A 20,684-nucleotide genomic window follows, 5' to 3' on the forward strand; every position below is an offset into this window, starting at 1 on the left:
GGTTCGGGAGTTGAGCGGTTATGTGCTCTGACTCACCTGCTTGGCCAATTGGAAATCCATGTATTCGTGAGCAATGCGTTGCGCCTGCTCCGTGTCGAAAGCGTCTCCCGACAGGGCACCGCGCAACCACAAACCGTCGATCAGGGCCGCCAGGCCTCGGGCTGCGCTGCGTGCTTCGGGCAACGGCAGCGCACGGCGGAACTGGCAACACAGGTTGGAATACAGACGTTGATCGTTGATCCGCTGCAACCTGTGCAAAGACGGGTGGTGCATGCTGGAGGCCCAGAAGGCCAGCCAGGTTTTCATTGCCGGGCCGTTGACCTGGCTGGCGTCGAAGTTGCCGGCGACGATCACCTGAAGGTGGGCGCGCGGGCTGTCATCCTTCAACGCTTGTCGACGTGCGTGGATGTTTTCCATCAGCACGCTCATCAAGTACTGCATCGTCGCTGCGATCAGGCCGTTCTTGTCCCGAAAGTAGTGACTGATGATGCCGTTCGAGACGCCTGCCAAACGGGCGATCAGCGCAATGCTGGCATCTCCCATTCCGACTTGATCGATGGCCGTCATCGTGGCTTCGATCAACTGCTGGCGGCGTATGGGTTGCATACCGACCTTGGGCATGTAGCACCTCTCCTTTGGCCTGCCGACAGGCGATCCACGTCCGTCGGCTTGAAGGCCAGTCTATTTTGTTTTGATTGAACGTTCAATCAACAAAGAATAAGCTCTGCGACAAATGGTCGCTGCCTACAGAAGTTTCCTACCTGAGAGCCGCGACCTCTGACATCTGCGAAACCCCCTGAAACAGGCCGTATCAGGGCCTGGGCACCGCTTCGGCGGGGTCCGGGATTTTCGGGATGTCTTTATAACACCCGTCCGTCGACTGCCGAAAAATCGATGTCCCGGGATAACCGTTGCCTTGTGTTTCTCTCTCGCACTGCCCGGAGCATCTGCGCCATGAGTTCTGCCTCTCTTATAAAGACTCCGCCCGAAAAGGTGCGGGTCAACGGTTGGGTGTTCTACACCTCCACCGCGCTGATTCTGTTGTTGACTGCCATTCTGATCATCGCCCCGCAGGAGGCCGGGCGCATGCTCGGCGTCGCCCAGGCCTGGCTGTCGAAAAGCTTCGGCTGGTACTACATGGTGGTCATCGCCGCCTACCTGGTGTTCGTGGTCGGCCTGGCGTTTTCGTCCTATGGCAAATTGAAACTGGGCAGCAAGGACGACACCCCGGACTTCAGCTACGGTGCCTGGGCCGGCATGCTGTTCTCGTCGGGCATCGGCATTTCGCTGCTGTACTTCGGCGCCTCCGAGCCGCTGGATCACTACTTCAACCCGCCCGAAGGCGCGGCTGCCAGCAATGGCGCGGCACGTCAGGCCCTGCAACTGACCTTCCTGCACTGGGGCCTGCATGGCTGGGCGATCTATGCGCTGGTCGGTCTGGCCGTGGCGTACTTCGCGTATCGCCATAACCAGCCGCTGGCCTTGCGTTCGGCGCTGTACCCGCTGGTGGGCGAGCGCTGGGTAAAAGGCGCGGCCGGCCACGCGGTGGACGGTTTCGGCATGTTCGTGACCTTGCTCGGCCTGGTGACCAACCTGGGGATTGGTGCGATGCAGGTGTCGTCGGGGCTGGAAAACCTGTTCGGCATGGCGCACAGCAACACCAACCTGCTGATCGTGATCATCGTGATGAGCACCGTGGCGACCATCGCGGCGGTGTCGGGCGTGGAGAACGGCATTCGCCGCCTGTCCAACCTCAACATCGTCTTGTTCAGCGGGTTGCTGATCTTCGTGCTGCTGTTCGGCCCCACGCTGCACTTGCTCAACGGCCTGGTGCAGAACACCGGTGACTACCTCAACGGTATCGTGCTGAAAACCTTCGACCTGTATGTGTATGAAGGCGACGGCGCCAAGACCGAACGCTGGATGGGCCTGTGGACCCTGTTCTACTGGGCCTGGTGGATTTCCTGGGCACCTTTCGTGGGCATGTTCATTGCGCGTATTTCCCGTGGGCGGACCGTGCGTGAACTGGTGGCCGGCGTGCTGCTGATCCCGCTGGGCTTCACCCTGGCGTGGTTGTCGATCTTCGGCAACTCGGCGCTGGACCTGGTGCTGAACCATGGCGCCGTGGAGTTGGGCAAGACCGCGCTGGAACAACCGTCCATGGCGATCTACCAGTTGCTTGAGCATTACCCGGCGTCGAAAGTCGTCATCGGTGTGTCGATCTTCGTCGGCTTTGTGCTGTTCCTGACGCCGGCGGATTCCGGCGCGGTGATGATGGCCAACCTGTCGTGCAAGGGCGGCAACGTGGATGAAGATGCGCCGCACTGGCTGCGCATTTTCTGGTCGGCGGTGATTACCCTGGTGACCATCGGCCTGCTGTTCGCCGGCAACTTCGAAGCCATGCAGACCATGGTGGTGCTGGCGGGGCTGCCGTTCTCGGTGGTGCTGATTCTGTTCATGTTCGGTTTGCACAAGGCCATGCGCCAGGACGTGGCCATCGAACAGGAGCAGGCGCAGTTGGCTGAACGCGGGCGTCGCGGCTTCAGCGAGCGCTTGACCGCACTGGACCTGCAACCGAGCCAGGGCACCGTGCAACGCTTTATGGACAAGCACGTCACGCCGGCGCTTGAAGAAGCGGCGACGGCGTTGCGTGAACAGGGTTTGCACGTGCAGACGCTGCTGGGCAAATCCAAGCGCTGCATCGGTGTGCGGATCGAGATGGAAGAGGGCAACCCGTTTGTCTATGAAGTCAGCCTGGATGCCTACTCGTCGGCGCCGGCTGACTTGCCTGAAGAAGAGCGCACGCGGTATTACCGTGCCGAGGTGTACCTGCACAACGGGCCTCAGGAATACGACCTGATGGGCTTCACCCAGGAGCAGATCACCCGGGATGTGCTCGATCAGTTTGAAAGCCATCGGCAACTCCTTGGCCGGGTCTATAGCTGATAGTTGGGCTTGCCATGATCGTTCCCACGCTCCGCGTGGGAATGCATCCCGTGACGCTCCGCGTCACCAGCGCAGCGGACCGTTGGCGGGACGCGGAGCGTCCCAGGCGGCATTCCCACGCGGAGCGTGGGAACGATCAGCTCCTTCAGCCCAGGTTCTTGCCCAGCAGGGCATGGTAGAGCTCGCTGTCACCCAGGATGCCCACCACCTTGTTGTTGTCATGCAGCACCAGCTTGTTGCCTGTCTGATAGCGAATCTGCAACGCATCGCGCATGCCGATGTTGGAGTCCACCAGCGTCGGCACCCGGCCCAGACCTTCCACCGCTTGCCCCGGCGCCCAGTTCTGCAGGTTCATCACCACGCCGTTCTGCCGCGCGCCCTGGATGGTGTTGCCTTCGGCCAGGTCCAGCCAGGAGTCGCCGCCCGGGTCCAGGCATACCGAACCGTTGACCCGCGTGCAGTTGTCCAGCGTCCGCATCAGGCTGCGGCCGCACAGCACGTTCAGCGGGTTGGTATGGGCGACGAAGGTGCGCACATAGTCGTCCGCCGGGTTCAGCACGATCTCTTCCGGCACGCTGTACTGGATGATCTTGCCGTCTTTCATGATTGCGATGCGGCTGCCCAGCTTGAGGGCCTCGTCGAGGTCGTGGCTGACGAACACGATGGTCTTGTTCAGCTTGCGCTGCAGTTCCAGCAGTTCATCCTGCAGGCCTTGGCGAATCAGCGGGTCGAGGGCGGAGAAGGGTTCGTCCATCAGCAGGATATCGGCGTCCATCGCCAGCGCACGGGCCAGGCCGACGCGCTGTTGCATGCCGCCGGACAGCTCGTCCGGCTTCTTGTTGCGCCATTGGGTCAGGCCCACCAGTTCGAGTTTTTCATCGACCAGCGTGCGTCGTTCCTTTTCCGGACGGCCCTGCATTTCCAGGCCGAAGCTGATGTTCTCGCGCACCGTCAGCCAGGGCATCAGGGCGAATTTCTGGAACACCATGGCGATGCGTTTGGTGCGCATCATTTTCAGCTCGGCCGGCGTGCAGGAGGCGATGTCGATCTGGCGCCCTTCGTGCTCGACAAACAGTTGGCCACGGCTGACCGTGTTGAGGCCGTTGATGCAGCGCAGCAGACTGGATTTGCCGGAGCCCGACAGGCCCATCAGCACACAGATCTCGCCTTTCTCGATATCCAGGCTGGCGTTTTCCACGCCGACAATCTGCCCGGTTTTTTTCAGGATTTCGTTACGGCTCATGCCCTGGTCCAGCAGCTTGAGCGCTTCGCGTGGGTCTTTGGAAAAGATCACGTCGACTTTGTCGAATCGGATAATGCTCATGCATCACCCCCTACTTTGGCGTCGGGTTGTTTGCAGATACGGTCGAGCATGATGGCCAGCAATACGATTGCCAGGCCCGCTTCAAAGCCCAGGGCGATATCGGCCGTGTTCAGTGCGTTGACCACCGGCTTGCCGAGGCCGTCGGCGCCGACCAGGGCCGCGATCACCACCATCGACAACGACAGCATGATGCATTGGGTAATGCCGGCGGCGATGCTCGGCATGGCGTGGGGCAGTTCAATGCGCGAGAGCAACTGGCGGCGCGAGCAGCCGAAGGCCTTGCCGGCGTCCATCAGTTCCTGCGGAACGTCGCGGATACCCAGGTAGGTCAGGCGGATGGGCGCGGCAATCGCGAACACCACGGTGGAAATCAGCCCAGGCACCACACCCAGCCCGAAGAGGGTCAGGGTAGGGATGAGGTAGACGAAGGTCGGCACGGTCTGCATCAGATCGAGTACCGGCCGCATCATGGTGTAGAACATCGGCTTGTGCGCGGCAACAATGCCCAGCGGCACGCCGATGACCACGCAGACCAGGGTGGCGAACAGCACCTGGGCGAGGGTTTCCATGGTTTCCTGCCAGTACCCCAGGTTGAGGATCAGCAGGAAGGAGGCAATGACGAACACCGTCAGGCCCCATTTGCGTTGAATAAAGTGAGCCAGCAGCGCAATCAGACCGATCAATGCCAGCGGATTGAACCAGGTCAGCGCAAACGTCACGCCGTGGATCATCGTTTCCAGTGTCGATGCGATTGCGTCGAAGTAGTTGGCACCGTGTTGGGTCAACCAGTCGACGAAGGCAGCGATGTACTGGCCTAGTGGGATTTTCTGTTCAGTCAGCATGGTAGTGAATGTCCACATGCGAAGGGGAATACATCCCGGGGCAGCGCACCGCCCCGGGGTCAGCGGGGGTTACTTGGCGAGGTAAGCCTTGACGGCGTCGAGTCCTGGTTTGCCATCGACGGTGGTGACACCGGCGAGCCAGGTGTCGAGCACTTGCGGGTTCTTCTGCAGCCAGGCCTTGGCGGCGGCGTCGGCCTTCATCTTGTCGTCCAGGACGTTACCCATCAGGGTGCTTTCCATGTCCAGCGTGAACACCAGGTTTTTCAGCAACTGGCCAACGTTGCTGCATTCCTGGGTGTAGCCCTTGCGGGTGTTGGTGTAGATGGTGGCCTGGCCGTAGTTGGGGCCGAACGAATCGTCACCCCCGGTCAGGTACTTCATCTTGAAGCGGGTGTTCATCGGGTGCGGTTCCCAGCCCAGGAACACGATGGCCTGGTTGCGCTTTGAGGCGCGTTCAACCTGGGAGAGCATCCCGGCTTCACTGGATTCGACCACCTTGAAACCGGCGGTCTTGAGGCCGAAGGCGTCTTTGTCGATCAACGTCTGGATGGTGCGGTTGCCGTCGTTGCCCGGCTCGATGCCGTAGATCTTGCCGCCCAGCTCATCCTTGAATTTGGCGATGTCGGCGAAGTCTTTCAGGCCCTTGTCATACAGCGCCTCGGGCACCGCCAGGGTGTATTTGGCGTTCTCCAGGTTGGCACGTACGGTTTCCACCGTGCCGGCTTCGCGGTACTGCTTGATGTCGTTTTCCATGGTCGGCATCCAGTTGCCGAGGAAGATGTCCATGTTCTTGCCGTCGGCCAGGGACTTGTAGGTCACTGGGACCGAAATCATCGTGGTGCGCGGCTTGTAGCCCAGGCCCTTGAGGATTTCGCTGGTGGTCGCGGTGGTGACGGTGATGTCGGTCCAGCCGACATCGGAGAAGTTGACGGTCTTGCACTGTTCCGGTTCTGCGGCGTGCGCCATGACCGGCAGACTCAGCATGGCGGCCAACAACAACGAGGGTGAACCTTTCATCGGGGTAGACTCCTGTGTTTTTTCTGGCGGCATTCGCCGCGCTTTATAGTGCTGCTATTGGAGTGTGCGTTGGACAGCTCTGGCACGGTGCCTTGCAAACGAGTCGTGACTGATCATGTACCAGTGAAAATCTGACGCCTACAGGGGGCGTCGTATCCAGTACAGGGAGGGTCGCATCCAGTACCGATGACGTCGCTTACAGATTTTTCCAAAGGTAAAACCGCTGTTTTTACCCTTCTGCACCGCAAAAAACGCCCAAAACAGGCCATTACACGCGAGCGACGCTGGTGAGCATGGATGCGTCGGTGTGAGACGCCGTGAGCGGCCACAAAAGCTTGATGATGCGGCCATCTGGGCGATCTGAGCGTAGCACCTCGTTCAAGCCTGGCCGTGCTTATCGAGGAGTTCTACCGCAATGGCTATCAGTGTTTTCGACCTGTTCAAGATCGGCATCGGGCCTTCGAGTTCTCACACCGTCGGCCCCATGCGCGCCGCCGCGCTGTTCGTTCAAGGCTTGCGCGAGCGTGATCTGTTGGGCCAGGTTCGGCGCGTCGAGGTGCAACTCTACGGCTCGTTGTCGGCCACCGGTATCGGCCATGGCAGTGACACCGCCACCATCATGGGCCTGATGGGCGAATGGCCGGACGCAATCGACCCGTCGCAGATCGGCGTGCGCATTCACACGCTGCGCGAAACCGACACCTTGTTGCTCGACGGCCGTCTGCCGGTGCCGTTCGTATGGTCACGGGACATGCGCCTGCTCGACGAAAACCTGCCGTTCCATCCCAACGCCATGACCCTGGTGGTGTGGGGGGATGACGGCGAGTTGCACCGCGACACCTACTACTCGGTGGGCGGCGGCTTTGTGGTGGATGAAGCTCAGGCGCAAAGTGGCGTGGCCGATATGGACGGCACCGTACTGCCTTACGATTTCTCCAGCGCGGCCGAGTTGCTGCAGCTGTGCAAGACCCACAACCTGCGGGTCGCCGAACTGATGCTGGCCAACGAGAAAACCTGGCGCTCCGAAGAAGAAATCCGCAGCGGCCTGATGAAACTCTGGCGTGCCATGCAGGATTGCGTGGAGCAGGGCCTCAAGCACGAAGGCATCCTGCCCGGCGGTCTCAACGTGCGCCGTCGCGCTGCCAAGCTGCACCGCAGCCTGCAGGAACTGGGCAAGCCGAATGTGATCGGTTCGACCTTGAGCGCCATGGAGTGGGTCAACCTGTTTGCCCTGGCGGTCAACGAAGAAAACGCCGCCGGTGGGCGCATGGTCACCGCACCCACCAATGGCGCGGCGGGGATTATTCCGGCCGTGCTGCATTACTTTATGAAGTTCAGTGAAGAAGTGACCGAGGCCAACGTGGTCGACTACCTGCTCGGCGCGGCGGCAGTGGGTATTCTGTGCAAGAAGAACGCCTCGATCTCCGGTGCCGAAGTCGGTTGCCAGGGCGAAGTGGGTTCCGCCTGCGCCATGGCCGCAGCGGGCCTGGCCGAAATTCTCGGCGCCACGCCGGAGCAACTGTGCAACGCTGCGGAAATCGGCCTGGAACATAACCTGGGCCTGACCTGCGACCCGGTCGGCGGCCTGGTGCAAGTGCCGTGTATCGAGCGCAATGCGATTGCGGCGGTCAAGGCGATCAATGCGGCGCAGATGGCCTTGCGCGGCGACGGCCAGCACTTTATTTCCCTGGACCGGGTGATCCGCACCATGCGCGATACCGGGGCGGATATGCACGACAAGTACAAAGAAACGTCGCGCGGTGGGTTGGCGGTCAGCGCTGTTGAGTGCTGAGACCGCGTCGCCTGCATCGGGAGCAAGCCCCCTCCCACACTTGACCGCATTCCTACAGGATGTACTCGGTCAAATGTGGGAGGGGGCTTGCTCCCGATAGCGGTTGTCCAGGCGACACTGCTCACAAAGTGAACACCCCCAACCAAAACCGCCACCTTTTAGCGCGTCGCAAATAGATAAGTAGCCTGCGAACGATTTACCCCTCCGTTACCCGTCCCCCGTGCTTTGGGTGACAGACTTTTCCTACGCCCGCAAAGCGCCTTCCCACAAGTGCTACCGTTCTGCTCACGGCCCTTGAACGCCCATCCTGTGCGTTATATCCCACGTTTAATGCGCGGGCTTATATAGACGCGTCAACAGGTCGTTTTCAGGATTTGTTGAATGGCCATTCAAATTTAGGCATGGCATTTGCTCTATCAATTCAAAGCCTCTGTCCTTGCAAGGGATGAGCGCAATAACAAGAGCCTCGCCTGAGGCCATCACCTGCTTTGTGTGAGGAGATACTGTGATGACGTCGTCCAACTCCGGGGGCCAACCCCAGAACCGTGCGCCTCAATCCATCGGCTTTTTGCTGCTGGACAATTTCACGCTGATTTCCCTGGCGTCGGCCGTGGAACCGCTGCGCATGGCCAACCAGCTGTCCGGTCGCGAGCTGTATCGCTGGACAACCCTGAGTGTCGACGGCAACCAGGTGTGGGCCAGCGACGGCCTGCAGATCACGCCCGATGCCGCGATGCACAAGGCCCCGGTGCTGGACACGGTGATTGTCTGCGGCGGCGTCGGCATTCAGCGCACCGTCACCCGCGAACACGTGTCGTGGCTGCAAAGCCAGGCGCGCCAGTCCCGGCGTCTCGGGGCGGTGTGCACCGGCAGTTGGGCCCTGGCCTGCGCAGGTCTGCTCGATGGTTTTGATTGCAGCGTGCACTGGGAATGCCTGGCGTCGATGCAGGAAGCGTTCCCCCGCGTAGCCATGAGCACCCGCCTGTTCACCCTAGACCGCAACCGCTTCACCAGCTCCGGCGGCACTGCGCCGTTGGACATGATGCTGCACCTGATCAGCCGCGACCACGGCCGTGAACTGTCGGCAGCCATCTCCGAGATGTTTGTGTACGAACGCATCCGTAACGAACAGGATCACCAGCGCGTGCCGCTCAAGCACATGCTCGGCACCAACCAGCCCAAGCTGCAGGAAATCGTTGCGCTGATGGAAGCCAACCTGGAAGAGCCCATCGACCTGGACGAACTGGCGGTGTACGTCGCCGTGTCGCGTCGCCAACTGGAGCGGCTGTTCCAGAAATACCTGCACTGTTCGCCGTCGCGCTATTACCTCAAGTTGCGCTTGATCCGTGCGCGGCAGTTGCTCAAGCAGACGCCGATGTCGATCATCGAAGTGGCGTCGGTGTGCGGGTTTGTGTCCACGCCGCACTTCTCCAAGTGCTACCGCGAATACTTCGGCATTCCGCCGCGGGATGAGCGCGTAGGTTCCAACACCACCCAGCAAGTGGCGATGATGCCGATTCCCCAGGCACTGGTGTTGTCACCGCTGTCGGGGCCGATGTCGGCGTTGAGCCAGGCGCGCAATGAGTCGACGTTCGCCAGCGTAAGGCTCTGACACTGGCCGCTTTAAATTGTAGGAGCGAGCTTGCTCGCGAAAAACTCAAGATCGCTGCGGGGTGTCTGATTACCCGCGTTATCGTTGACGATTTTCGCGAGCAAGCTCGCTCCTACAGGGAGAGTGTCTCTCAGGCGCCAGAGTTCTGCTTGAACTGCATCAAAGCCGGCAACAACTGCTTATCGATCGCCTGCCGCACCGCCGGCAGAATCGTCGCCTTGCCGGTGTACATCTGTTCCACCATGCCCTTGAGCGCCTTGGCCCGCGCTTCGCTCAAACCGCGTACCGCACACTCGCATGCCTGCTCGGCCGTGGCACCGCTGGACACTTCAAAACCCAGCGAGCGCAGTTGGCTCAGCAGGTCATCCTGGTCAATCAAATCCGCGTGCATCATGACGTTTATCCTGGTGTAGGGAACGGTGATTGAGCTGGATTCTGGTAGGCCCCCGGCCGGTGGGCAAGCGCAGAATCGAGCAATGCCTCGGATGGCTATGAACAGGTCGTTTTCGGGTTACTCAGGCCTGCAAGTAATAGGCACACTGGCGCCAGGCACGCAGCTTGATGGTTTGGTCACCCTCGGGATGCACGGCTCACACAAGGCACCTCTGCCCCGATCCAGTCACGGCTGGTTTGCCGGCAAACCGATGACCCGGCCGAGCAGGGCGGGCCGTGGCAGCTCGGCCTGTGCAGCGCTGATTGCGGTGAGCTTGTGCAGCGTGGCCTCAGTGAACGGCGTTGCGTGCGGGCCGGCCAGGTCGACATGCAGCAGCATCTGTTCGTTGCCGGCCAGCTCCTTTTCATCACCCAGCAGATGCAGACTGTGATAGAGGTGCAGGCGCTTGGCATCAAAGGCGATCAGTTGGGTGCGCACCTCGACCTCGGCCCCCAGCTTCACTTCGTGCAGGTAGTTCAAATGCAGCTCCAGGGTGAACAGCGAGTGGCCGCTGGCTTCGCGGTTATCGCTGTCCAGGCCCAGGGTGTCCATCAACGCGTCGGTGGCGTAGCTGAAGATCAGCAGGTAGAACGCATCGCGCAGGTGGCCGTTGTAGTCCACCCAGGCGGGCTGGATTCTAGTTGTGTAGGTTTTTAATGCGGACATGGGGCTGTACTCGGTAAAAAATGTGGGAGGGGGCTTGCCCCCGATGGCGGTTCGTCAGCGGCAGATGGGCTGGCTGACCCACCGCTATCGGGGGCAAGCCCCCTCCCACATTCTGTTATTCGGCGAAGGTCATGCCGTGTTTGGCTTTAGTAACCTTGACGGCCTCCAGCACCGCCAGCAAGCAATCATCACGATAGCGCTCCAGCGCCGAAATGCTGTGGTTGCCCAGTTGGTCGCTGGTGCCGGCGACTACATCGTCAATCAGCGTGTCGGTCAATTCGGGCGCGGGCAGATACGTCCACGGCAACTGCAACGCCGGACCGAACTGCGCCATGAAGTGGCGCATGCCCGCGTCGCCGCCCGCCAGCGTGTAGGTGAGGAAGGTGCCCATGAACGACCAGCGCAGGCCGGCGCCAAAACGAATCGCATCGTCGATTTCACCGGTGGTCGCCACGCCATCGTTGACCAGATGCAGCGCCTCGCGCCACAGCGCTTCCAGGAGCCGGTCGGCAATGAACCCCGGCACTTCCTTGCGCACGTGCAGGGGGCGCATGCCGAGGGATTCATACACCTTGATGGCGGCCTGGATCGCCTCCGGCGCGGTGCGTTTGCCGCCCACCACCTCCACCAGGGGTAACAGGTACACCGGGTTGAAGGGGTGGCCGACCACGCAGCGTTCGGGGTGGGTCGAGTCCTCATAGAATTCGCTCGGCAGCAGCCCAGACGTGCTCGAGCCGATCAACGCATCCGGCTTGGCTGCCGCGCTGATCTGGCGGTGTAATTGCAACTTCAGCTCCAGGCGTTCCGGGGCGCTTTCCTGGATGAAGTCGGCGTCTTTGACGCACGCTTCGATGGTACTGACAAAGCGCAGGCGATCCTGGGAAGCGCCCGGGGCCAAGCCTTGTTTCTCCAGCGCGCCCCAGGCATTGGCGACACGCTTGCGCAGCGCCGCCTCGGCACCGGGCGCCGGGTCCCAGGCCACGACATCCAGGCCGTGGGCGAGGGCGCGGGATACCCAGCCGCTGCCGATAACACCGCTGCCGAGGGCGGCGAAGGTTTTGATTTCTGTGATAAAGCGCATGGGTGCATTCCTAAAGAGTTTGGTGATCCCCTGTGGGAGGGGGCTTGCCCCCGATGGCGGTGCGTCAGTCGATGCATTCGCTACTGAGCCACCGCTATCGGGGGCAAGCCCCCTCCCACATTTTTTATCCGCGCTTGGTCAGGCCCATCTTCACGCGGCCTTCCGCCGGGGTCATGACCCGCGCCCCCAGGCGGTTGAGGATTTCACCGGCGCGTTCGACCAGTTGGCCATTGGTGGCGAGCACGCCCTTGTCCAGCCACAGGTTGTCTTCCAGGCCGACCCTCACGTTGCCGCCCAGCAGCACCGCTTGCGCTGCCATCGGCATTTGCATGCGGCCAATGCCGAAACCGGCCCACACCGCGTCGGCGGGCAGGTTGTCGACCATGGCTTTCATGGTGGTGGTGTCGGCCGGGGCGCCCCACGGGATGCCCAGGCACAGTTGAAACAGTGGGTTGTCGAGCAGGCCTTCCTTGATCATCTGCTTGGCGAACCACAGGTGGCCGGTGTCGAAGATTTCCAGCTCGGCCTTCACGCCCAGCTCTTGGATACGCTTGGCGCCCGCCCGCAGTTGCGCCGGGGTAGACACGTAAATGGTGTCGCCATCGCCGAAGTTCAGGGTGCCGCAGTCCAGTGTGCAGATTTCCGGCAGCAGTTCTTCCACATGCGCCAGGCGGGTCAGCGGGCCGACCAGGTCGGTGTTGGGACCGAACGCCATAGGGTGCTCGCCGCCGCCGATCTCCAGGTCGCCGCCCATGCCGGCAGTGAGGTTGACGATGATGTCGATGTCGGCCTCGCGGATGCGCTCCATCACTTCGCGGTACAGCGCCACGTCGCGGCTGAACTTGCCGGTGTGCGGGTCACGCACATGGCAGTGCACCACGGTCGCGCCGGCCTTGGCCGCTTCCACCGCGGCGGCTGCGATCTGTTTGGGGGTGACCGGTACGTGCGGGCTTCTGGCGCTGGTGTCGCCAGCACCGGTGAGTGCGCAGGTGATGATGACGTCGTGGTTCATGGGACGGTTCCTTACAGGCGTGGTGGTGCCGTTCGCGGCCTCAAATGGCCGCGAAACGGTGATTCGGAGAAGGTTATTGGCTGGTCAGTTTCAGGTCGGCAGCGGCGGGTTTGCCATCGAAGGTGGTCACGCCTTGCAGCCAGCGCGCCTGGTCTTGCGGGTGATCCTTGAGCCACTGCCGGGCCGACTCAATGGGGTCCTTGTGATCCAGCAGGGGCTGCATCATCCGGCTCTCATCGGCGGCGGTGAAGGTCAGGTTGGTCAGCAGCTTGTGCACGTTGGGGCATTGCTCGGCGTAGGCCGGCGCGGTGACCGTCCACACGGTGGCCATGCCTTCGTTCGGGCCCAGGGCGTCGTCGCTGCCGGTGAGGTAGGTCATGGCGACGTTGACGTTCATCGGGTGCGGCGCCCAGCCGAAGAACACCACGGCTTCCTTGCGGCGTACCGCACGGTCGACGGCAGAGAGCATGGCCGCTTCACTGGATTCAACCAGTTGGAACTTGCCCAGGCCGAACTGGTTCTTGGCGATCATCGCCTTGATCTGGGTATTGGCGCCTGAGCCCGGCTCGATGCCATAGATCTTGCCGCCCAGCTCTTTCTCGAACTTGGCGATATCGGCAAAGGTCTTCAGGCCCTTGTCCGCCAGGTAAGTGGGGACGGCGAGAGTGGCGCGGGCGTCTTCCAGGCTCGGTTTGTCGAGCACCTTGACTTGCCCGGCGTCGACGAACGGCGTGATGGTCTGGGTCATCAGCGGGTTCCAGTAGCCCAGGAACAGGTCCAGGCGCTGGTCGCGGATGCCGGCAAAGATGATTTGCTGGGAGGCGCTGGTCTGTTTGGTTTTATAGCCGAGGCCGTCGAGCAACACCTGGGCCATGGCACTGGTGGCGATCACGTCGGTCCAGTTCACCACGCCCAGGCGTACGTTCTGGCATGAAGCGGCATCCGCTGCCATGACGTGGGTGCTCAAAATAGCGCTGACGCTGAGTGCAAGCACGCTGCGGCTGATCAGTCGGTTCATGGTGGAGCCCTCGGCAGGTCGTTATTGTGGGGTCCGGCGTCTTTGTGCACCGTGCAGCCAAGTTACGTACCTTCGCCAGCGCCGAAACGCACAGCGGCGACCGGCTCTTGCACTGCAGCGACCTGCGCGCTTGAATCCGCCCGTGAACGGGAGTATCACAGTGCCACGCTGGTCGTCCCACGAGAGCGCCATCATGTCCCAGGATTTTTATTTTTTGCTGATGCCGGGGTTCTCCGCCATCGGCTTTATCTCCGCCCTTGAGCCGCTGCGCGTGGCCAATCGCTTTCGTGGCGAGTTGTACCGCTGGCACATATTGAGCGCCGACGGCGGTGCCGTGCTGGCGAGCAACGGCATGTCGGTCAACGCCGATGCCGCGCTGGAGCCGCTGAAAAAAGGCGCGACCTTATTGGTGGTGGCCGGCTTTGAACCCTTGCAGTTCGCTACGCCTGCCCTGGCGCACTGGTTGCGTCGCCTCGACCACGACGGTGCAACCCTCGGCGCCATCGACACAGGTGCCTGCGTACTGGCCGAGGCGGGCCTGCTCGACGGCCACCGGCTGACCCTGCATTGGGAAGCGATCGACGCCTTCAAGGAGGCCTATCCGCACCTCAGCGTGACCCAGGAACTGTTCGAGATCGACCGCCGCCGCATCACCTGCGCCGGCGGCACCGCGTCCATCGACCTGATGCTCGACCTGATCGCCCAGGCCCACGGCCCGGACCTGGCAATCCAGGTCTCCGAGCAATTCGTGCTCGGCCGCATCCGCCCGCGCAAAGACCACCAGCGCATGCAAATCGCCACCCGCTACGGCATCCATAACAAGAAATTGGTGCAGGTGATCGGCGAAATGGAGCAACACACCGAGCCGCCCCTGAGCACCCTGGCCCTGGCCGAGGCGATCAAGGTCACCCGGCGCCAACTGGAGCGGCTGTTTCGCCTGCACCTGAACGACACGCCCAGCAACTTCTACCTGGGCCTGCGCCTGGAAAAAGCCCGGAAACTGCTGCGCCAGAGCGGCATGAGTGTGCTGGAGGTGAGCATTGCGTGCGGGTTTGAGTCGCCGTCGTATTTCACCAGGAGCTATCGGGCAAGGTTTGCGAAATGTCCGAGAGAGGATCGGCGACGGGAGGTGGTTTGATCGTTTTTTAGTCAATTAGGTATAAAAGCGGCCGGCACCGCAGATCAATGTGGGAGGGGGCTTGCCCCCGATACTGGTGGGTCAGCAGCACATAAGTGACTGACAAACCGCCATCGGGGGCAAGCCCCCTCCCACAGTAGATTTTGGTGTGGCTTATTTTTTCAGCAGGGCCGAACACGCCGCCTTGTAAGCCTCGTGCTGATACTTGTTCAGCGTCGCGGGCAGGTCAAAGTTGTGCTTTTTGTTCTGCGCATTGATGGTTTGCGGTGACAGCAGAGTCACTTCAACCCCGTCCAGCAACTGAAACACCCCTTCAATCTTGAACGTCGTCGGGCCTCCGGCGAATTCGCCTTTCTTGCTGCGCTTCTTGATCGCGATACGGGTGATGGCGTTTGCCTGCACGAACGCCTTCACCTGCGCGGCGAAGGCTTTGACGTTGGCGGCCTCATCGTCGTCTTCAAGGGCGATTTTCTTGGTGGTCAGGGAGAAATGAGTCAGCGTCTGGTTGTCCAGCGAAGCGACGGCGATGATGGCTTCGCTGCCTTTGATTTCAATGCCGCAGATAGTCATATGAGTACTCGGGGTGTCAGGCGGAAAGTGACGTTATGATGTTTATTTAAGTCGCTGGCATGGGGTCGTCTGGAACCAGGCTGACGAGTTTGTACCGGCGACCGATTTTTATTTTTCCAGGTTCCGGCTCAAGCGTCAGGTCGTAGGTGATGTGCGTCACCAGTAGAAACTTCACGCCACTTCTATCGTTCATAAAGCCCTTCGTACTACGAACCGTATCGGGGTCGTAATCGAGCTCCATTCCTTTCAGGTAGCGCGTTGTCAAGATATAAGATAGAGGCAGCGAATGATCCAGGAGCGTTAGCTTTTTATCCTCAAGAGAAATAGTGGTCTCTGAGGGCACTGTCAATGCGTGACCTTCGCTGAGTGCGTCCTGTTGGAAAGTGCTGCAGTACTGTAATTCCAAGTTAGTGGCGTGTCGCGAACTGGCGCTGCCAACATACAGCAATGTTCGGTGGGCATGGGTATTGTCAAGTTGAAGTTGCAGCTGTCCAAAGTCAAGCGCTTTGAAGCGACTGCATTCCGTATAGAAACGCTTGGCTTCAAGAAAAGCAACTCCCTCTTTTTCGGTGCCGTTTGGAAAAGTGAATTTTACAAGTATGGCAATATCTCCATACTTGGTTTCAAAATTCTTTCCGGCAAATTTATAAAGGTCCCATGCGACGTTTTGAGGGGCGGGAGATGTGATCGTTACTTTTTTCAACTTCTTGGTAAAACTTTTCAGTATTTTGTAGGTGATGATGTCTTCGTTCCACCCCCTGTCGAGGTCGGAGGTTACTGCTTTATTTATTAGGAAGTCTATTTTTTCCAGCCATTCTGACGGCGTAAGTTTCATGCAAAGTCCATTAAAAAATAGTCAGGTAGTCGCGTTGAATAGGTGGTCTATTCCTGCCCAATCGACTCCAAAAACTCCGACCGCTCGTCACTCATCCGCGCCAGGCAATCGTTGTGCGCAATCGCATAGGCCTTGGTCCCGGTCACCGCCGGGAAAGTGTCCACCGCACAATCGGCGTCGCGCAGTTTTTCCCATTTTTGCTGGGCGTCCTTCAGACGGGCGGTAATGTCCGCCAGTTTGGTCTTGTCGCTGCCATAGGTCGAACCCATGCGTTCCAGCAGCCCCTGATAGTTGTCCTTGAGCAATTGTTCGGCGGTGGTTTTGTTGTAGGTGGCGCATTCCAGGGTTTGCTGGTCGTTTTCGATGCCGTCGCACGGCGTGCTATCGGTGTCTTCGGCCGCGTGGACGCCGGTTGCGATGAGTGCCAAAGCCAGGAAAATCGATTTCATTGCGCCGTCTCATATCAGGTGATGCGGGAATTCTGGCTCAAGCGTAAGACAAAGAACAGCCGCCAGTCAGACCTCTCTTAACAGCCTTTGTCGTGGATTGACGCTTTCGGCAATTCCCCTGTCGTTTTTGCACCCGGCTCCGTCGGTCCCTGGGCATATGCTGGCCCCAAAGCGCCGGCAGACGATTCGGCGCATGAATCGCCAATAAGGGGACGCCTGATGAGCCCAGCCGAGTTGCACGCCGACAGCATCGTTATCGACGGTCTGATTATTGCCAAGTGGAACCGCGACCTGTTCGAAGACATGCGCAAAGGTGGCCTGACCGCCGCCAACTGCACGGTGTCGGTGTGGGAAGGCTTCCAGGCCACGATCAATAACATTGTTGCCAGCCAGACCCTGATCCGCGAGAACAGCGACCTGGTGATCCCGGTGAAAACCACCGCCGATATCCGCAAGGCCAAGGAGCAGGGCAAGACCGGCATTATCTTCGGCTTCCAGAATGCCCACGCGTTTGAAGACCAGCTCGGCTACGTCGAGATCTTCAAGCAGCTCGGCGTCGGGGTGGTGCAGATGTGCTACAACACCCAGAACCTGGTGGGCACCGGCTGCTACGAGCGTGATGGCGGCCTGTCGGGTTTCGGGCGTGAGATTGTCGGCGAGATGAACCGTGTCGGCATCATGTGCGACCTGTCCCACGTTGGTTCCAAGACCAGCGAAGAGGTCATCCTCGAATCGAAAAAGCCGGTGTGCTACTCCCACTGCCTGCCGTCCGGGCTTAAAGAGCACCCGCGCAACAAGTCCGATGAAGAACTCAAGTTCATCGCCGACCACGGTGGTTTTGTCGGCGTGACCATGTTCGCGCCGTTCCTGGCCAAGGGCATCGACTCGACCATCGACGACTACGCCGAAGCCATCGAATACACCATGAACATCGTCGGCGAAGACGCCATCGGTATCGGCACCGACTTCACCCAGGGCCATGGCCAGGATTTCTTTGAAATGCTGACCCATGACAAGGGCTATGCCCGTCGCCTGACCAGCTTCGGCAAGATCATCAACCCGCTGGGCATCCGCACCGTGGGCGAGTTCCCCAACCTGACCGAGACCCTGCTCAAGCGCGGCCACCCCGAACGCGTGGTACGCAAGATCATGGGCGAGAACTGGGTCAACGTCTTGAAGGACGTCTGGGGCGAATAAGCCAGACACCTATCGGCAACACCACCACGAATTTTTCTGGAGTTAAGTTTCCATGGCCAAGATCGCCCCGCAATTGCCTATCGAAGTCGACAGCGAAACCGGTGTCTGGACCTCCGACGCCCTGCCCATGCTGTACGTGCCGCGCCATTTCTTCGTCAACAACCACATGGGTATCGAAGAAGTACTGGGCGCCGACGCCTACGCCGAAATCCTCTACAAGGCCGGCTACAAATCCGCCTGGCACTGGTGTGAAAAAGAAGCCGAATGCCACGGCCTGGAAGGCGTCGCGGTGTTCGAGCATTACATGAAGCGCCTGTCGCAACGCGGCTGGGGCCTGTTCAAGATCCAGGACATCGACCTGGATAAAGGCACCGCCAGCGTCAAGCTTGAGCACTCGGCGTTCGTCTACGTGTACGGCAAGGTCGGGCGCAAAGTGGACTACATGTTCACCGGCTGGTTTGCCGGCGCCATGGACCAGATCCTGCAAGCGCGCGGCAGCAAAATCCGCACTGTGGCCGAACAAGTCTACGGAGGCTCCGAAGAGGGCCACGATGACGGCCTGTTCACCGTAAAACCGTTGTAAGCCGAGGACCGTGCCATGGCTTTCGAAGCAATGTTTGCGCCGATCCAGATCGGCAAACTGACCATCCGCAACCGCGTGCTCAGTACCGCCCACGCCGAGGTGTATGCCACCGACGGCGGCATGACCACCGACCGCTATGTGAAGTATTACGAAGAGAAAGCCAAGGGCGGTATCGGCCTGGCGATCTGCGGCGGCTCGTCGGTGGTGGCCATCGACAGCCCCCAGGAATGGTGGAGTTCGGTGAACCTGTCCACCGACCGCATCATCCCGCACTTCCAGAACCTGGCCGACGCCATGCACAAGCATGGCGCCAAGATCATGATTCAGATTACCCATATGGGCCGTCGTTCGCGTTGGGACGGCTTCAACTGGCCGACCCTGATGTCGCCGTCCGGCGTACGTGAGCCGGTGCACCGTGCCACCTGCAAGACCATCGAGCCGGAAGAGATCTGGCGCGTGATCGGCAACTACGCCCAGGCTGCGCGTCGGGCCAAGGCCGGTGGCCTGGACGGGGTGGAGCTGTCCGCAGTGCACCAGCACATGATCGACCAGTTCTGGAGCCCGCGGGTCAACAAGCGCACCGACGAATGGGGCGGCAGCTTCGAAGGCCGCATGAAGTTCGGCCTGGAAGTGCTCAAGGCCGTACGTGCCGAAGTGGGTGACGACTTCTGCGTGGGCATACGCCTGTGCGGTGACGAGTTCCACCCGGACGGCTTGTCCCACGAAGACATGAAGCAGATCGCCAAGTATTACGACGACACCGGCATGCTCGACTTCATCGGCGTGGTGGGCTCGGGGTGCGATACGCACAACACCCTGGCCAACGTGATCCCGAACATGAGTTACCCGCCGGAGCCGTTCCTGCACCTGGCGGCCGGCATCAAGGAAGTGGTCAAGGTCCCGGTGCTGCACGCGCAGAACATCAAGGACCCGAACCAGGCCACGCGCATCCTCGAAGGCGGCTATGTGGACATGGTCGGCATGACCCGTGCGCACATCGCCGACCCGCACCTGATCGCCAAGATCAAGATGGGCCAGATCGACCAGATCAAGCAGTGCGTCGGCGCCAACTACTGCATCGATCGCCAGTACCAGGGCCTGGACGTGCTGTGCATCCAGAACGCCGCAACCTCCCGTGAATACATGGGCGTGCCGCATATCATCGAGAAGTCCACCGGGCCCAAGCGCAAAGTGGTCGTAGTGGGCGCAGGTCCTGCCGGTATGGAGGCTGCACGTGTCGCCGCCGAACGTGGCCACGACGTAACCCTGCTGGAGAAGAAAGAGTTTATCGGCGGGCAGATCACCACGGCATCGAAAGCGCCGCAGCGTGACCAGATCGCCGGCATCACGCGCTGGTACCAGTTGGAGCTGGCACGCTTGAAAGTCGACCTGCGCCTGGGCGTGGCGGCGGATGCCGACACCATCCTCGACCTGCGCCCGGACGTGGTGGTGCTGGCCGTCGGTGGGCATCCCTTCATCGAGCAGAACGAACATTGGGGCGCTGCCGAAGGGTTGGTGGTGAGCAGTTGGGATGTGCTCGACGGCAAAGTCGCACCCGGCAAGAACGTATTGGTGTACGACACCATCTGCGAATTCACCGGCATGTCGGTGGCGGATTTCCTTGCGGACAAAGGCTGCCAGGTCGAGATCGTCACCGACGATATCAAGCCGGGCGTGGCCATCGGCGGTACGTCGTTCCCGACTTACTACCGCAGCATGTACCCCAAGGAAGTGATCATGACCGGCGACATGATGCTGGAAAAGGTCTATCGCGAAGGCGACAAACTGGTGGCGGTGCTGGAGAACGAATACACCGGGGCCCAAGAGGAGCGGGTGGTGGACCAGGTGGTGATCGAAAACGGCGTGCGCCCGGACGAAGAAATTTACTACGCCCTCAAGCCAGGCTCGCGCAACAAGGGCCAGATGGACGTCGAAGCCCTGTTCGCGATCAAGCCGCAGCCGTGCCTGAGCGAGGCGGGTGAGGGGTACTTGCTGTTCCGCATCGGTGACTGCGTGGCCCAGCGTAATACCCACGCTGCGATCTACGACGCCCTGCGCCTGTGCAAAGACTTTTGATGAGGTGAACGCGGTCAAATGTGGGAGGGGGCTTGCCCCCGATAGCGGTGGTTCAGCGACAGCTGTATCAACTGACACTCCGCCATCGGGGGC

Annotated in this window: 19 protein-coding genes; 7 read left to right on the plus strand and 12 right to left on the minus strand. The window is 60.6% G+C overall.

Going from position 1 to position 20,684, the window contains the following annotated elements; genetic code table 11:
• Positions 1-18 precede the first annotated feature (18 nt).
• Positions 19-621 (minus strand): transcriptional regulator BetI, encoded by a 603-nt coding sequence (gene betI, locus BFP93_RS06090; RefSeq protein ID WP_057723583.1) that lies wholly within the window; start codon positions 619-621, stop codon positions 19-21.
• 390 nt (positions 622-1,011) lie between these two features.
• Between betI and BFP93_RS06095 the strand changes: the two genes are divergently transcribed.
• The gene (locus tag BFP93_RS06095; protein WP_237140441.1) at positions 1,012-2,946 is read left to right on the plus strand and encodes a BCCT family transporter; all 1,935 of its coding nucleotides are present in this window, start codon (positions 1,012-1,014) and stop codon (positions 2,944-2,946) included.
• A gap of 145 nt (positions 2,947-3,091) precedes the next feature.
• Here the strand turns inward: BFP93_RS06095 and choV are convergent, their stop codons facing one another.
• The 3 genes from choV to BFP93_RS06110 form a co-directional block, all read right to left on the minus strand.
• Complete coding sequence (choV, locus tag BFP93_RS06100) at positions 3,092-4,270, minus strand: choline ABC transporter ATP-binding protein (protein WP_065885424.1); 1,179 nt, start codon at positions 4,268-4,270, stop codon at positions 3,092-3,094.
• Positions 4,267-5,112, minus strand: coding sequence for a choline ABC transporter permease subunit (gene choW, locus BFP93_RS06105; protein WP_003194913.1), 846 nt, complete (start codon positions 5,110-5,112; stop codon positions 4,267-4,269). The genes choV and choW overlap by 4 nt, the downstream gene beginning before the upstream one ends.
• 69 nt (positions 5,113-5,181) lie before the next feature.
• Positions 5,182-6,129, minus strand: a complete 948-nt coding sequence (locus BFP93_RS06110; RefSeq protein WP_065885425.1) for a choline ABC transporter substrate-binding protein — start codon at positions 6,127-6,129, stop codon at positions 5,182-5,184.
• Between the two features lie 415 nt (positions 6,130-6,544).
• Here BFP93_RS06110 and BFP93_RS06115 point away from each other — a divergent pair, with 415 nt between their 5' ends.
• Both BFP93_RS06115 and BFP93_RS06120 read left to right on the plus strand, forming a co-directional pair.
• Positions 6,545-7,921, plus strand: a complete 1,377-nt coding sequence (locus BFP93_RS06115; RefSeq protein WP_065892446.1) for an L-serine ammonia-lyase — start codon at positions 6,545-6,547, stop codon at positions 7,919-7,921.
• A gap of 508 nt (positions 7,922-8,429) precedes the next feature.
• Entirely contained in the window at positions 8,430-9,533 is a 1,104-nt protein-coding gene (locus BFP93_RS06120; RefSeq protein ID WP_065885427.1) for a choline metabolism transcriptional regulator GbdR, read from the plus strand.
• A gap of 130 nt (positions 9,534-9,663) precedes the next feature.
• Here the strand turns inward: BFP93_RS06120 and BFP93_RS06125 are convergent, their stop codons facing one another.
• From BFP93_RS06125 to BFP93_RS06145, 5 genes are all read right to left on the minus strand, one after another.
• Positions 9,664-9,927 carry a hypothetical protein gene (locus tag BFP93_RS06125; protein WP_065892447.1) on the minus strand — a complete coding sequence of 88 codons (264 nt, stop codon included), beginning with the start codon at positions 9,925-9,927 and terminating at the stop codon, positions 9,664-9,666.
• 225 nt (positions 9,928-10,152) lie between these two features.
• The gene (locus BFP93_RS06130; protein ID WP_065892448.1) at positions 10,153-10,632 is read right to left on the minus strand and encodes a thioesterase family protein; all 480 of its coding nucleotides are present in this window, start codon (positions 10,630-10,632) and stop codon (positions 10,153-10,155) included.
• A 115-nt stretch (positions 10,633-10,747) separates the two neighbouring features.
• Complete coding sequence (locus BFP93_RS06135; RefSeq protein WP_065892449.1) at positions 10,748-11,713, minus strand: L-carnitine dehydrogenase; 966 nt, start codon at positions 11,711-11,713, stop codon at positions 10,748-10,750.
• Positions 11,714-11,837: 124 nt separating this feature from the next.
• Entirely contained in the window at positions 11,838-12,725 is an 888-nt protein-coding gene (locus tag BFP93_RS06140) for a 3-keto-5-aminohexanoate cleavage protein (RefSeq protein WP_065892450.1), read from the minus strand.
• A gap of 73 nt (positions 12,726-12,798) precedes the next feature.
• Positions 12,799-13,743: a choline ABC transporter substrate-binding protein gene (locus BFP93_RS06145; protein ID WP_065892451.1), complete on the minus strand. Its 945-nt coding sequence runs from the start codon at positions 13,741-13,743 to the stop codon at positions 12,799-12,801.
• A 193-nt stretch (positions 13,744-13,936) separates the two neighbouring features.
• On the opposite strand from BFP93_RS06145, the gene BFP93_RS06150 reads away from it, so the two are divergent.
• Positions 13,937-14,881: a GlxA family transcriptional regulator gene (locus BFP93_RS06150; protein WP_065892452.1), complete on the plus strand. Its 945-nt coding sequence runs from the start codon at positions 13,937-13,939 to the stop codon at positions 14,879-14,881.
• A gap of 153 nt (positions 14,882-15,034) precedes the next feature.
• Here BFP93_RS06150 and BFP93_RS06155 read toward each other — a convergent pair whose 3' ends face one another.
• The 3 genes from BFP93_RS06155 to BFP93_RS06165 are packed head-to-tail and all read right to left on the minus strand — an operon-like array spanning position 15,035 to position 16,735.
• Positions 15,035-15,451: a DUF3010 family protein gene (locus BFP93_RS06155; protein ID WP_065892453.1), complete on the minus strand. Its 417-nt coding sequence runs from the start codon at positions 15,449-15,451 to the stop codon at positions 15,035-15,037.
• 46 nt (positions 15,452-15,497) lie between these two features.
• Positions 15,498-16,286 carry a hypothetical protein gene (locus tag BFP93_RS06160; RefSeq protein ID WP_065892454.1) on the minus strand — a complete coding sequence of 263 codons (789 nt, stop codon included), beginning with the start codon at positions 16,284-16,286 and terminating at the stop codon, positions 15,498-15,500.
• A 47-nt stretch (positions 16,287-16,333) separates the two neighbouring features.
• The gene (locus tag BFP93_RS06165) at positions 16,334-16,735 is read right to left on the minus strand and encodes a lysozyme inhibitor LprI family protein (protein WP_065885435.1); all 402 of its coding nucleotides are present in this window, start codon (positions 16,733-16,735) and stop codon (positions 16,334-16,336) included.
• A gap of 219 nt (positions 16,736-16,954) precedes the next feature.
• Between BFP93_RS06165 and BFP93_RS06170 the strand changes: the two genes are divergently transcribed.
• Genes BFP93_RS06170 through dgcA form a run of 3 tightly spaced genes read left to right on the plus strand, consistent with a single transcriptional unit; the run spans position 16,955 to position 20,591 of the window.
• Positions 16,955-17,932, plus strand: coding sequence for a dipeptidase (locus BFP93_RS06170; protein WP_065885436.1), 978 nt, complete (start codon positions 16,955-16,957; stop codon positions 17,930-17,932).
• Positions 17,933-17,984: 52 nt separating this feature from the next.
• Positions 17,985-18,515, plus strand: coding sequence for a DUF5943 domain-containing protein (locus BFP93_RS06175; protein ID WP_008033249.1), 531 nt, complete (start codon positions 17,985-17,987; stop codon positions 18,513-18,515).
• 15 nt (positions 18,516-18,530) lie between these two features.
• Positions 18,531-20,591 (plus strand): dimethylglycine demethylation protein DgcA, encoded by a 2,061-nt coding sequence (gene dgcA, locus BFP93_RS06180; RefSeq protein ID WP_065892455.1) that lies wholly within the window; start codon positions 18,531-18,533, stop codon positions 20,589-20,591.
• The last annotated feature ends 93 nt before the right edge of the window (positions 20,592-20,684 follow it).

Source organism: Pseudomonas sp. 44 R 15 (genome assembly GCF_900004965.1).
GTDB lineage: Bacteria > Pseudomonadota > Gammaproteobacteria > Pseudomonadales > Pseudomonadaceae > Aquipseudomonas > Aquipseudomonas orientalis_A.

Bases quoted from the DNA above. Each gene is read 5' to 3' on its own strand.
- BFP93_RS06145 (WP_065892451.1), bottom strand. From the start codon at position 13,743: ATGAACCGACTGATCAGCCGCAGCGTGCTTGCACTCAGCGTCAGCGCT.
- BFP93_RS06150 (WP_065892452.1), top strand. From the start codon at position 13,937: ATGTCCCAGGATTTTTATTTTTTGCTGATGCCGGGGTTCTCCGCCATC.
- choW (WP_003194913.1), bottom strand. From the start codon at position 5,112: ATGCTGACTGAACAGAAAATCCCACTAGGCCAGTACATCGCTGCCTTC.
- BFP93_RS06120 (WP_065885427.1), top strand. From the start codon at position 8,430: ATGACGTCGTCCAACTCCGGGGGCCAACCCCAGAACCGTGCGCCTCAA.
- BFP93_RS06155 (WP_065892453.1), bottom strand. From the start codon at position 15,451: ATGACTATCTGCGGCATTGAAATCAAAGGCAGCGAAGCCATCATCGCC.
- BFP93_RS06170 (WP_065885436.1), top strand. From the start codon at position 16,955: ATGAGCCCAGCCGAGTTGCACGCCGACAGCATCGTTATCGACGGTCTG.
- BFP93_RS06115 (WP_065892446.1), top strand. From the start codon at position 6,545: ATGGCTATCAGTGTTTTCGACCTGTTCAAGATCGGCATCGGGCCTTCG.
- BFP93_RS06140 (WP_065892450.1), bottom strand. From the start codon at position 12,725: ATGAACCACGACGTCATCATCACCTGCGCACTCACCGGTGCTGGCGAC.
- choV (WP_065885424.1), bottom strand. From the start codon at position 4,270: ATGAGCATTATCCGATTCGACAAAGTCGACGTGATCTTTTCCAAAGAC.
- BFP93_RS06110 (WP_065885425.1), bottom strand. From the start codon at position 6,129: ATGAAAGGTTCACCCTCGTTGTTGTTGGCCGCCATGCTGAGTCTGCCG.
- BFP93_RS06160 (WP_065892454.1), bottom strand. From the start codon at position 16,286: ATGAAACTTACGCCGTCAGAATGGCTGGAAAAAATAGACTTCCTAATA.
- BFP93_RS06175 (WP_008033249.1), top strand. From the start codon at position 17,985: ATGGCCAAGATCGCCCCGCAATTGCCTATCGAAGTCGACAGCGAAACC.
- BFP93_RS06125 (WP_065892447.1), bottom strand. From the start codon at position 9,927: ATGATGCACGCGGATTTGATTGACCAGGATGACCTGCTGAGCCAACTG.
- BFP93_RS06165 (WP_065885435.1), bottom strand. From the start codon at position 16,735: ATGAAATCGATTTTCCTGGCTTTGGCACTCATCGCAACCGGCGTCCAC.
- BFP93_RS06130 (WP_065892448.1), bottom strand. From the start codon at position 10,632: ATGTCCGCATTAAAAACCTACACAACTAGAATCCAGCCCGCCTGGGTG.
- betI (WP_057723583.1), bottom strand. From the start codon at position 621: ATGCCCAAGGTCGGTATGCAACCCATACGCCGCCAGCAGTTGATCGAA.
- BFP93_RS06135 (WP_065892449.1), bottom strand. From the start codon at position 11,713: ATGCGCTTTATCACAGAAATCAAAACCTTCGCCGCCCTCGGCAGCGGT.
- dgcA (WP_065892455.1), top strand. From the start codon at position 18,531: ATGGCTTTCGAAGCAATGTTTGCGCCGATCCAGATCGGCAAACTGACC.